15 protein-coding genes and 1 pseudogene are annotated in these 11,540 nt (G+C 51.6%); 8 read left to right on the plus strand and 8 right to left on the minus strand.

The features are described 5' to 3' along the window. Positions 1 to 27 precede the first annotated feature (27 nt). A complete protein-coding gene (locus WNY38_RS16370) occupies positions 28 to 810 on the plus strand; it encodes a GntR family transcriptional regulator (RefSeq protein WP_342858435.1) in 783 nt (260 codons plus the stop codon). 338 nt (positions 811 to 1,148) lie between these two features. On the opposite strand, the gene WNY38_RS16375 is transcribed toward WNY38_RS16370, so the two are convergent. The 5 genes from WNY38_RS16375 to WNY38_RS16395 all read right to left on the minus strand — a co-directional run bounded on the left by WNY38_RS16375 (position 1,149) and on the right by WNY38_RS16395 (position 3,432). Beyond that, positions 1,149 to 1,643 (minus strand): ferritin-like domain-containing protein, encoded by a 495-nt coding sequence (locus WNY38_RS16375; protein WP_342858436.1) that lies wholly within the window; start codon positions 1,641 to 1,643, stop codon positions 1,149 to 1,151. A 50-nt stretch (positions 1,644 to 1,693) separates the two neighbouring features. Beyond that, entirely contained in the window at positions 1,694 to 1,891 is a 198-nt protein-coding gene (locus WNY38_RS16380; protein ID WP_342858437.1) for a CsbD family protein, read from the minus strand. A 99-nt stretch (positions 1,892 to 1,990) separates the two neighbouring features. After that, positions 1,991 to 2,176 carry a PLDc N-terminal domain-containing protein gene (locus WNY38_RS16385; protein WP_342858438.1) on the minus strand — a complete coding sequence of 62 codons (186 nt, stop codon included), beginning with the start codon at positions 2,174 to 2,176 and terminating at the stop codon, positions 1,991 to 1,993. 588 nt (positions 2,177 to 2,764) lie between these two features. Next, the gene (locus WNY38_RS16390; RefSeq protein WP_342858439.1) at positions 2,765 to 3,097 is read right to left on the minus strand and encodes a phage holin family protein; all 333 of its coding nucleotides are present in this window, start codon (positions 3,095 to 3,097) and stop codon (positions 2,765 to 2,767) included. An 8-nt stretch (positions 3,098 to 3,105) separates the two neighbouring features. After that, a complete protein-coding gene (locus WNY38_RS16395; protein WP_342858440.1) occupies positions 3,106 to 3,432 on the minus strand; it encodes a DUF883 domain-containing protein in 327 nt (108 codons plus the stop codon). A gap of 162 nt (positions 3,433 to 3,594) precedes the next feature. Between WNY38_RS16395 and WNY38_RS16400 the strand changes: the two genes are divergently transcribed. After that, positions 3,595 to 3,768 (plus strand): DUF1328 domain-containing protein, encoded by a 174-nt coding sequence (locus WNY38_RS16400; RefSeq protein ID WP_342858441.1) that lies wholly within the window; start codon positions 3,595 to 3,597, stop codon positions 3,766 to 3,768. A 207-nt stretch (positions 3,769 to 3,975) separates the two neighbouring features. Here WNY38_RS16400 and WNY38_RS16405 read toward each other — a convergent pair whose 3' ends face one another. Beyond that, positions 3,976 to 4,788: a response regulator gene (locus WNY38_RS16405; RefSeq protein WP_342858442.1), complete on the minus strand. Its 813-nt coding sequence runs from the start codon at positions 4,786 to 4,788 to the stop codon at positions 3,976 to 3,978. 108 nt (positions 4,789 to 4,896) lie between these two features. Between WNY38_RS16405 and WNY38_RS16410 the strand changes: the two genes are divergently transcribed. The 4 genes from WNY38_RS16410 to WNY38_RS16425 are packed head-to-tail and all read left to right on the plus strand — an operon-like array spanning position 4,897 to position 8,951. Then, entirely contained in the window at positions 4,897 to 5,046 is a 150-nt protein-coding gene (locus WNY38_RS16410; protein WP_342858443.1) for a NepR family anti-sigma factor, read from the plus strand. Then, positions 5,039 to 5,629, plus strand: a complete 591-nt coding sequence (locus WNY38_RS16415; protein WP_342858444.1) for an RNA polymerase sigma factor — start codon at positions 5,039 to 5,041, stop codon at positions 5,627 to 5,629. The genes WNY38_RS16410 and WNY38_RS16415 overlap by 8 nt, the downstream gene beginning before the upstream one ends. Further along, entirely contained in the window at positions 5,626 to 7,374 is a 1,749-nt protein-coding gene (locus tag WNY38_RS16420) for a sensor histidine kinase (RefSeq protein ID WP_342858445.1), read from the plus strand. Before WNY38_RS16415 ends, WNY38_RS16420 begins: the two co-directional genes overlap by 4 nt. Positions 7,375 to 7,391: 17 nt before the next feature. Next, positions 7,392 to 8,951: a phospholipase D-like domain-containing protein gene (locus tag WNY38_RS16425; RefSeq protein ID WP_342858446.1), complete on the plus strand. Its 1,560-nt coding sequence runs from the start codon at positions 7,392 to 7,394 to the stop codon at positions 8,949 to 8,951. 173 nt (positions 8,952 to 9,124) lie between these two features. Here WNY38_RS16425 and WNY38_RS16430 read toward each other — a convergent pair whose 3' ends face one another. Then, positions 9,125 to 9,973, minus strand: a complete 849-nt coding sequence (locus WNY38_RS16430) for a PRC-barrel domain-containing protein (RefSeq protein ID WP_342858447.1) — start codon at positions 9,971 to 9,973, stop codon at positions 9,125 to 9,127. A gap of 96 nt (positions 9,974 to 10,069) precedes the next feature. Further along, positions 10,070 to 10,672 (minus strand): exopolysaccharide biosynthesis protein, encoded by a 603-nt coding sequence (locus tag WNY38_RS16435; RefSeq protein ID WP_342858448.1) that lies wholly within the window; start codon positions 10,670 to 10,672, stop codon positions 10,070 to 10,072. A gap of 407 nt (positions 10,673 to 11,079) precedes the next feature. Between WNY38_RS16435 and WNY38_RS16440 the strand changes: the two genes are divergently transcribed. Then, a complete protein-coding gene (locus WNY38_RS16440; protein ID WP_342858449.1) occupies positions 11,080 to 11,211 on the plus strand; it encodes a hypothetical protein in 132 nt (43 codons plus the stop codon). A 16-nt stretch (positions 11,212 to 11,227) separates the two neighbouring features. Next, positions 11,228 to 11,540 (plus strand): annotated as a pseudogene (locus WNY38_RS16445) (IS30 family transposase); the annotation flags it as partial.

The raw sequence follows: 11,540 nt of genomic DNA on the forward strand, positions 1-11,540 counted from the left end.
GTCCAGCAAGACGAAAAGGGATCTAACTTGACTGCTGACACGCCTTCTGGCCCCCATAGCGATCCTACGCTTTTGACGCAGCAATCCCCCATCGAGGTGAATCTCAACCTACCGCTTTATCTGACAATCCGTGACGTTTTGATCGAAGAAATTCGTTCCGGCTTGCGCGCCCCCGGTGACCGGTTGCCATCAGAGCGCACTATTGCTGAAGACCACGGGGTGGCGCGCATGACCGCACGCAAGGCCCTCAGTATTCTAGAAACTGAGGGCGCAATCTATAGCTCTGATCGTCGTGGTTATTTTGTCAGTAAGCGACGTGTGCTGTATAATCCGTTGAGTTCAGTCAACCTTATGCGGCAGATGCGCAACCAAGGCTTGCTCACTGAAAATATCTACATTGGTCGCGAAATCTTGGAGGCAAAGGGGTGGTATGCAGATCGCTTTGAAGTCCCAATCGGTACCCCACTTGTTCTTGAGAAATCCGTTGTGCAAATTGAGGGGCGTCGCCTTGTGTATGGCGAAGACTGTTTGCTTTTGGAGGCGGCCCCCGGATATGCGGAGCAGCCTTACATTTCGCCCATGACGCAAAATTTGCATAAAAACTATGGCCTCAAAGCAAATGAAGTGTCGGCACGTATGCGGGTCACGAATATTCCATTTGTGCCGTCTAAACACTTAGGCGTCCCCACTGATACAATGGGAATCAGCATGACGCATGTCCGAAAGTTAGAAGGACAGGTTGTTTTGGTAGACCGGAGTTTTTGGTTGAGCGACGCTGTCGAGTTGGAATTTGAGAATACGCCAAAGTAAACCGTTCAAATTTACCTTTGTGAGACGCTCGAAGGATATGATGGCACTTTGGTTTTGCGCAGACGCATATTTCAAGCCGCAGCTTTGGACGCGCAGTTCGCGATCACAGCAATTTTGCGTACACTGACCACGCGGGCCTTACCCACCAATCGCGTGTGACGGATCGCAATTCTGCGTTACTCTCTTTCGAAATTCACGCAAGTGCGACGCCACCTTGCACTTCAAGCCCCCGTGTCTCGCTGCGTGTCAGGGGCAAATATGTGAAAGGCGTTTGAGGGCGGCGAATCTTTCGCCGCCCTCCCATCAGGCCATATCTAAACCTGAGATTGTTTGAAATCTTAGGCAGCTTTCGCGTTAACGCCACCGGTTGCGATGGCTGTCATCGTTTTGTCGCCGTCGTAGGTGTGATTCAGGCAATCCTGAAGGACTGCGCCATCGTCATCGTGCCCCAAACGATTGGCAAATGCGACCAAGCACCCGTAACCGGCCAAGGCATAGTGCACCATACGCTGATACTGTGTGATGATCATTGCGTCGCGCACATCATTGTCGCCGAAGTCTTCTTCCAGAACATGGGCTGCGGCTTCTGCAACGAGGCCTTCCATGCCTTTGCAATGTTCGCCGTTTGGATCAATATCGTGCTTGCTGCAGATTGATTCGATCATATTCATCCCATCGCGGATTCCGTTGGAACCCGCGATCAAAGCCTTGGATAAGTCTTCATCTTTGGCGGCCTGACCGAGTTCGGTCAGCACGCTTAGGGCCTGCTTGTTTGCGCTCCAAATGTCTTGGAGCTGATCATGGTAAACGTCTTCAAGTGTGTTCAAGGTCATGAGTTTGATCCTTCTATTGAGAGGTTTCTAAACTACCCGAAATTCGGCGATTAATGACTGTCCAAAAACGCGTCGACCTCAGCCTTTACTTGTTCTTTTGTCTTGCCGTATTTGGCTTGGACTTTGCCTTCAAGCACTTCGCGATTGCCGTCGATTTCGGCGATATCGTCATCCGTCAACTCGCCCCATTTTGCTTTCACGGAGCCAGTCATCTCTTTCCATTTACCTTCGATTTGATCCCAGTTCATTTTAATTTCCTTTCAATTTCCAAGCGATGTCACACGACCCACAGTGCATCTACAGGTCGGTCATCGATTTGATATCAGTCTTGCAGAAGTTACGTTGTGTTAGGCGATCTTTGCGCTGCCACGAGGTCCGACAAAGAACCAAATGACGAAGCCCAAAATCGGCAGCAAAAGAACGAGAAGTGTCCAGATCACTTTTGCGCCCACAGACGCTCGGCTCGATATGATGCTGATGATCGCATAGATATCAGCAACCAGAACGAGTAGTCCAAAAATGCCATATTCCATTGAGAATGTCCTTCTATGTGAGTTTCACTTAACCAACACGCGAACCACCAAAAGGTTCCTCAAAATATTGTTTTTTTTCTTGGCGCACCGATAAACACCCACTAAACATCCACGAATTTCGGTCGCACAAAATCCAATCTGCGCAGCTTTCTGTCGCTCGCGATGTTGAATAGAGCATGCTCTCGATGATTTACATCCAGTTCAAATCTTACACGGATCGACCAGACATATTTGGGATTATGTTGTTTGTGGGAGTATGCGTTTGCCTTTAGCCGACGCCGCCGGCATGAATTACAATCATACAGGCGGCTATACAGGCGACGAGCCGGTCTATGCTGGCTCAGGCTTTCACCCTTGCCCTCACAGACCCAGCGCCTTTTTGGCCCAGCGCCTTTTTGGCCCAGCGCCTTTTTTGGCAGTGACCAGCGGTGATCATGAGGTGACCATGAAATGACACCTTTGCAGCTTCCTATCCGCCGGAATAAGCCGCATCACTTCAAGGCACTGCAAAAACGTCACCTCGTGCAGCGATCCAAACTTGCGAAGGTGTACCTTTGCGCATTTGAATCGCGGTTGGTTGCTTGTGGCTTATCGGCGAAAGTCTTTTGCCGATTGGAACCCTGTAAAGAACGCAGCGGCCATGCGCTCAAGCGTGTCGTCTGGACCGACAGGATGTGGTAAGGGCCGGATATCAGGAGCTCGGTTTGATGTCATGCCGATGGCGACAACAAGGCCGCCGAGGCCAACGTAGACAAAGCCAATCACAAGAGCAGCAAATTGCGCATCTTTAAGGGTGCTGAGCACCATCCAAGCCGCAGCGGTTAAGAAACCGATGCCCACCACCAAGAGGAGGGTGCCTGCGGTGGCCCAAGCCGCGCGTCGCGCGCCTTGGGCCAACTGTCTTTGAAATTTTTTTATCATGCTACACCTCAGCGACGTGTGACCAGAATACCCGCAAGAAAACCAACGCCTGCGGCAATACCAATTGAAGCTCCAGGATTTGCACGAACGGTTTTCTCTGCCGACGCAATTGCATCACGCGTTTGCAGGCGGGCTTGCTCTGCCGCTTCGATACCTTTTTGACGTGCGAGGTCCAAAGTTTCAGAGGCAGCATCGCCCAGCTGGGCTTTTTGTGCCTGACCATAGTCAGACAATGTAGAGGTCAAGGCTGCAACATCTGATTTCAGAGTTGCGATTTGGGCCTCCAGTTCGGCGGTTGTTTTTTCAACGGGTGTGGCTGTTTGAGTACGTGGCATTGTGGTTCTCCTTTGTTTTAGGTTTCGCTTACTCAACGCATGGCTCAGCACAAACGTTCCAAAAAATAAGTTTTTAAAACTTCGGAACCAATCTGCATGTCGACGCGTTGGTCCACCAGAAAGCGTCATCTTGGCGCGTGAATAATTTAAAGGAGTTTAGCTATGTTAGGTTGGGCAATTACATTTCTCATCGTTGCGATTATCGCTGGCGTGTTCGGTTTTGGTGGCATCGCAAGTGCATCTGTAGGGATCGCACAATTCTTGTTCTTTGTGTTTGTTGTGTTGTTTGTTCTCGCAATGGTTGTGCGGGCCGTACGCGGCAAGCCGCCAGTCTAAAACGATCCCTTCGATCAATTGTGATTGCGCGGGTCTCCCTCTCATCCCCTAGTATGAGACCCGCGCAGTTGGGGTTCCGCATTGCGCACCTCAAAAAACGCCCCGCACGGTTATCCGGCGGGGCGTTTGCTTTGAGCAAAGCAGATGAGATGAACTTTACAGTCATCGTGCAGTCATCATGCATTGTTGGATCAGCCTACGGCGCCGTTAGGCCAGCAAAGTTTCTGTGCTTGCAAAGAACATCGCTTGGCTTACGGCTGAGGTCACTTGCTCTTCGCTGTATGGCTTGGTGATAACAAACGCTGGCTCTGGGCGTTCTCCTGTCAACAGGCGCTCGGGGAAAGCAGTGATAAAGATCACTGGGATATCCGAATTTGTCTTTAGGATATCATTGACCGCATCAATTCCGCTGGAACCATCAGCCAACTGGATGTCGGACAAAATCAGATCAGGGGTGTCTTGTGAGAACAGCGCTTGTGCCTGTGTGCGTGTCGTTGCGACGCCTGTAATTTTGTGTCCCATGTCAGAGACAATGCCCTGCAAATCGAGCGCAATAATGGCTTCGTCTTCGATCACCATGACACGGCCGCAAACACTCTCGGACATCTCATCCTGTGCAACAGACAAAAGATGCTCAACGTCATCCACATCGATCGCCATGATCACCGCGATGTCATCAAGGGTGAACCCCTCGATTGTGCGCAACAAAAGTGCCTCGCGTGTGTTTTGAGTCAAACGGCGCAAATGCGCCTGAGCGCGCTTGGCAATCCCTGTTTCATCCTCACCCGTTGGCGCGCCCGCGCTGGCCCATATCAAGTGAAAGGCATGAAACAGCGCCACCTTTGGCTCTTCGATCTCATCAAACACTGTGCGGTCGCTCAAAAGCGCCTCAAGCGTGATGGCGGCGTATTTGTCACCAGTAATTTGATCCCCCGTTAAGGCGCGTGCGTACCGACGCAAATACGGCAAAAGGTTTGCCACCACTGTGGCCAAAGACGCCTGCGTTGGAGCTGTCGACATTTTTTTCGTCCTTTTTATGTTTTCTCGGGAACCTAACGCAGATCTTATGCGTTAGGTTCCGTAAGAAGTGAAAATAATCTAAAATAAATGTAGGATGTAGGCAGAGTAATGGACCAACACGGATCAAAAACTCCCCTCGAGGAACAAATCGAGGAAAATCTACGCAAAGTGTATCAAAAGACACTCAACGAACAGGTTCCAGATCGTTTCATGGACCTGCTTGAAAAATTGCGCCAGCAAGATGAAAAACATGGATAATATATCCAAAGATGGTGTCGCTATGAAGGACCCTACTCAGGAAATCGTAGAGCACCTGCCCGCGATGCGTGCATTTGCGTTAAGTTTAACACGCAGTTCAAGTCACGCAGATGACCTTGTTCAAGACGCGATTATGAAAGCTTGGGAAAACCTAAGCAGTTTTGAGGTTGGCACAAATATGCGCGCGTGGCTGTTTACGATTTTACGCAACACGTTTTATTCAGACCAACGCAAACGCAAGCGCGAAGTCCAAGACAGCGACGGCACCTTTGCTGCCACCCTGACAGAGAAACCAGACCACGATGGACGCCTTGCTATGGCAGAGTTTGAACAGGCTTTTGTTCAACTCAAAACCGAGCAGCGCGAGGCCCTTATGCTGGTGGGCGCTATGGGGTTTTCCTACGAAGAGGCCGCCCTGACCTGTGGCGTGGCGCTCGGCACGGTTAAGAGCCGTGTGAACCGCGCACGTCAAAGGTTGAGCGAACTGCTGGAACTTGAAGACGGCGAGCCATTGGATTTAACTGACCCCCAAACCAAGGCTGTTTTAGGCGCTGAACGCCCTGTGCGTGGAGACGCTGCATGAGCGCCGGCCGCCGCAGTGGCATTATTCACCGATTGTGGTTTCGCATCGCAGCGCTGTTGTCCTTAGCCCTATTCCCGATTGGGCTTATTTCAGTTTCTCTGACACATCAGTTCGCACAGGCGACAGATCAGCGTGCCGAAGCCGCGTTATTGGCCCTGACCTCGCAGGCAGCGCAGAGCGAAGAATCATTGATCCGTGCCGGTTTTGGCAGTGCCAACGCGATGGCAGCTGTTGTCGGCTCGGTGCTGGACAACTCTGACACCTGCCGTAAGATTTTTGTAGATTTCATCGCCAACAACCCTGATTTTTCATTCGCAGGTTTCGTCAACGCCGATGGCCTGATGACATGCGGTTCATCGGCAAACACTGTCGATTTTTCCGACAACGAAGTCTATCTGGGCATGATCGAACATCCCGCTGCCCGCAGCGATCTCGTGCGGTTCGGCCAGATTAGCAAAACCACGGTGATCGTACTGTCGACACCGGTGTTCATCGACGACGCGTTTTGGGGCTATGTTTCGGTCTCTCTTCCGCATCGGGAAATGAGTTTTGACCATGACAGCGCGCCGCAAGACCGCCCTATTACTCTTGTCACCTTCAACATAGAAGGTGAAATTCTGAGCGCTGAGGACGGATTACAAGACGTCGAAGACAGTTTGCCCGCGGGCGCGCCATTGTCCGAGCTTGCGGCCAAGCAACGTGTCGCCTTTTCGGGAAAAACCCGAGACGGTGAAGATCGTATTTTTGCAGTCGTACCGATTTTGTCCGATCAAATTTATGCCATTGGCAGTTGGTCGCGTACAAACCTGTCGGTCGCTCCCGGTATAGCCATGGCAACGCCGATGATTTTTCCCATCGTGATGTGGCTGACCAGCCTTGGGGTGGCGTATTTTGCCGTGCACCGCTTGGTGATCAAACACATTCGCTGTTTGGGGCGTGACATGCGTAGGTTCACCGAAACACGCCGCCACAACGACAGCCTTTTCGATGAAGGCGCGCCTTATGAATTGCGCGAAATTGACCATGCTTGGCGTGATTTGGCCGAACGGATCGTACGCGATGAAGCCGAACTTGAAGGCACAATTCATGACAAAACGGTGTTACTCAAAGAGGTGCATCACCGTGTTAAAAACAACCTGCAACTGATCGCGTCGATTGTCAGCATGAAAATCCGCAAGGCTCGCAGCCCAGAGGCCAGAACTGCGCTGAAAGAAGTTCAGGAGCGCGTGATGAGCATCGCGATGGTTCATCGCAGTTTATATGAAACAAGTACCGAAGGACGTGTGCGTGCTGATGAGTTGCTGCGCGGCATTATTGGAACCTTGTTGTCAGCAGGCCTGCCCAAAGACGTGCGCGTCACATCGAAACAACACTATGACCCGATCATCTTGTATCCTGATCAGGCTGTGCCTTTGTCGCTCATGGCGTCGGAAAGCATCACAAACGCTTTAAAATATATTGGACGTCCCGATGGAGCGCTGCCACATATTTCGGTGACCCTTGAAAAGCTCGCGCCAGAACAAGCGCGTTTGACAATCCAAAACAGTATGGGCACGCCTATCATACCACCAGACCAAGCAAATGGCACAGGCCTTGGGCGTGGATTGATCGGCGCTTTCGCACGTCAAATCGGAGGCACTCTAGAGGTGCAAGATGATGGAGAGGTCTATGAGATCATCGTAGAATTTCCCATCGCGCATTTTGATGAAAAGCAAACCGACAGCGACTACTCTGCACTTAATTGACCCGGATGGACCTGACGATGAACACGGCACACTCCCCCGAAAAACGCCGAGATCTTAATGTGTTGATAACAGCAAAAGAAGCATTCCCTGTATTAGAGACCGCTTTTTTGGACGCTCAAAAGGAAATCATTTTAGGGTTTCGGATCTTTGATCCATGCACAAAATTGCGATCAGTGCGGGCGCAAGCCATTGGGACGACATGGGCCGATCTTATAAAAAACACGCTACGTCGTGGTATCCACGTAACGGTTTTCATTGGGGATTTTGACCCGATCAACGCCATCGACTTGCATCGGGGCACAACGGCCTCGTTGCTCCAGCTGAAAGCGCTCGCAGAAAACATTGAGCCAGTTTCAGGGACACTCACCTATAAAGCGCTGTTGCATCCCGCCAAAATTGGTTTTGCGGCACGGTTGTTATTTGCACCCGTCGCACGACGCAAATTACGCGATATTTTGCACAAGGCCGCGCAATCGGGCGAAGATATTTTGAGCACGGCACCACGATTGCGCCCATGGGTTCAAATCAAAGACGACAAAGTCGCTATGCGCCCAAGCGCGATACCGCATCAATATCCAGCCAGCCATCATCACAAGCTCGCGGTCTTTGACCGCGCCCATCTCTACATTGGGGGTCTGGACCTGAACGAGCGACGCTATGACAGCCCTGAACATAACCGTGCAGCCCAGCACACTTGGCATGACGTGCAGCTGATGTTGACCGATACCGAATTGGCGCGCGCAGGGCGGGACTATCTTTTGCATCTGAATGACACCGTCGCAGGCGCCACGCCCCCGCCCGCATCCGAAGGGTTTGTACGCAGCTTGTCTCAGCGCCGCCGGTTTGCTGGGGCTTTCATTTCACCGCACTCAAAATTGCGCGAAATCCGCACCGCGCATATCGAGCACATCAAGCGCGCTGAACAGCTGATCTATTTGGAAACTCAGTTTTTGCGTGACCGCAGCATCACGCGCGCCCTGTGCGCTGCGGCCAAACGCAATCCCGATTTGCGATTGATCGTGATCTTACCGGGCGCACCAGAAGACGTGGCCTTTCAAGGCTCTGCCGCATTGGAAGCACGTTTTGGCGAATACCTGCAAGCGCGCTGTGTCACCCGATTGCACCGCGCGTTTGGGGCACGAATATTTGTCGGATCTCCTGTGCAATCGCGATCCATGTCTGATGCTGACGTGCACAAAAAACGCGCGCACTTGTCTGGCGCGCCGATCATTTACGTCCACGCCAAGGTTTCCATTTTCGATGACACTGCAGCGATCGTATCTTCTGCGAATTTGAACGGGCGCAGTCTCAATTGGGATTCCGAGGCTGGGATTGTGCTAGACCACCCCGAGGATGTCGCACAGGTGACGCGACGGGTTTTGGGGCATTGGTTGCCAGAAGACGCAGCAGACATATTTTTCGTACCGCAGAGCGCACAACGGGCTTGGGCCGAATGGGCGACACAAAATCAAGACCGAGCGCCGCAAGATCATCGCGGCTTTATCGTGCCCTACGCGCTGCCCCCTGCGCGTAAGTTTGGGCGTCATATTTTTGGTGTGCCCGAACCTATGGTTTGATCTGCAAACCCCGGTCGCAGGTGGGGGCGAGGTGCTTCGCTCACAAGCCTGTTAGATGATACGCCCCCCAATGATACGCCCCCAATCACACATGATTTTTGCAAGCCCAAAACTTGTACGCAAAAGGCCGCCCCTGGGGGCGGCCTGATCATCGTGTTTGTAAGGAATTATCCTTAAATCGCCTCGAACTCAGGGCGCTCTTCCAGTTGGTCCTGAGTGGCGCTCACAAAGATAAGCAGGTCGTCGCCATCATCTTCACGCATGATGAGCAACTCGTCATAAGAAATTTCAATGCGCTTCTCACCAAGGCCCAAGAACCCGCCCACATCAACCAAAGCGGCTTCGACGTCACCGTTGCCTTGAACGATCAGCTCTTCGACTTCACCCACTTGCGCGGCATTTTCGCTGTAAATCGGTACGCTCAGCAAATCATCAAAGGACACATCGGCCTGAGACACGACCACGTAATCTTCGCGCGCGACGGTGGGCCCATACCACATGTCTGCGATCCCCAAGGACTCCAATTCCAATGAAGCGGTCTCATCATCGCTCTTGTGTTCAAACTCAGGCGCGTTTTCAAGCATAGTTTTCGACAAGGCCACAGTGACAAAGTAATCGTCATTATCTTCGCCGTCAGAAATAAAGCTCAGCTCTGACATGTCTACAGCAATCGTTTTTTCACCGATACCAAGGAAGCCGCCGATATCGAGCAAAACGGCCTTCACTTCGCCGTCAGCCCCAAGAAGCAGATCATTGATTTCACCGACGTTGTCCCAATTTTGGTCCAATGCCGTTTTGTCTGCACCTGTGGCGTCACGCTCTGACGCGTACAAAGTTTTGCCGATCAAATTGCTGCCAAACATGTCGTTCGCACCAGCTTCATTCAAAAAGATCGTCGTCTCAATAGCGATCGGCGCTGTGGCACTCATGGGCGCCGTCTGTTCAGCTGTGTCAACAGAACCCGCGAGGACTGGGGTTGCAATCATAAGTGCGAGGGTGCTTGAAGTCATAAGGGTACGCATTTGATGTCTCCTTTTGTCGTTTTCACATCCGCCGGGTTTGTCCGGCTCGGTTGAAATAACAACGCGGTATCCTCGCAAACTGTTCCCATTTTTTTATTAAAAAATGTAATCTGCGACACAAACCACCACGACCCCTGCCCCCAAAAACACAAAAAATCCAACAAGAACAAACAGTCCATCACGCATGACCAAGCCCACTGCAAATAGGCTGATCGCAACCGCCAACATAGACGAACTGAAAGGCACGAGTTCAAGGAACGGCATCGCCGCCCCCGATAAAATGCACATAATTTGCGCAAAAATTGCGCCTGGTTTTTGCACCAAGACTTGCAGGCGTGGTCGGCTGATTTTGTCGCACCACGTTGCCACCCCGTCTAGCCATTTTACTGCTTTTTCCAATCTGGCTGCGGACAACTTTCGACGCATGATCCAGTCAGGCAACCATATGGTGTCCCGCTCCCACAACAGTTGCATGCCAACCAATGCAATGGTGATGCCACACAGCGACGAAAAGCCCGGTATGCCGCTCAACGGCGTCACCACGGCTAGGGCAGGCAGCAACAACATCGACAAAAGCACCTGCCTGCCCAAGGAGGCTACGAGATCAGCCACACAAACCTTGTCACGCCCATGCGCGACTTCAACACTTTTATCGATAATCCCACTGACTGTGTCAGTCGTTGTTGAATTGGTTGTCATGACAGGATCCTTTTGTGCGCGCGCCACGTTAAGTGAGCACTTATACTTCTCAGACAACGGATCAGACGGAAGAAGGTTCCGCTTTCTTATTTTTTGGCCTCGCTCAAATCGTGAAGTGATCTGGTCTTGCAACGCTTACGATCCGACCTGTTTCAAGAAATACTGGCTATGAAAGAGGTAAAGATCGACAATGAGAGACGTAGACAAGTGTCAATATGATTGCTCTGCGCAGCCCAATGGTAATCCCCCCTAAATTTAATGGTGTTCAAAAGCCGAATTTTCTCGGCAAAATATCTGAGGAGATTTACGATGAAGAATGGACGGTTTAGCGCATACGCCATGACTGGTCTTGCCCCGTTTTAGTTCCGGTCTCTTTCGAGCAATGTTTGCTATGAAGGAGATATGGAATGGCAAAAAGATACACAGAAGAGTTCCGGCGTGACGCAATGCGGATGGCGACGACCAGCGGCTTAACGCGGCCCCAGCTTTCTGGATCAGGACTTCACTGCGGATGGCCTGAACCAGAAATGGGCGGGTGATATAAGCTACATCTGGAAGCGCAAGGGGAATGGCCAGATTAAGAATGCTGTATCTATCAGCGAAAGGCCTGCATCCGTCGAGGATCGTGCCGTGCCATGACACTGGGAAGGCGACCTGATTGGCGGCTCAAAAAACAGCTATGTCGCAACCCTCGTGGAACGGCATTCCAGATATGTCATGCTGGTAAAAGTCTCCAACAAGGACACCGAGAGTTCATAACTGCGCTGATCAAATCGGCTCAGAAGCTGCCGCGCGAGCTCTACAAATCTCTGACATGGGATCGTGGAAAAGAGCTCGCAGATCATCCACGCTTCACACTGGCCACGGA

It is taken from the genome of Pacificibacter sp. AS14 (assembly GCF_038899935.1).
GTDB lineage: Bacteria > Pseudomonadota > Alphaproteobacteria > Rhodobacterales > Rhodobacteraceae > Celeribacter.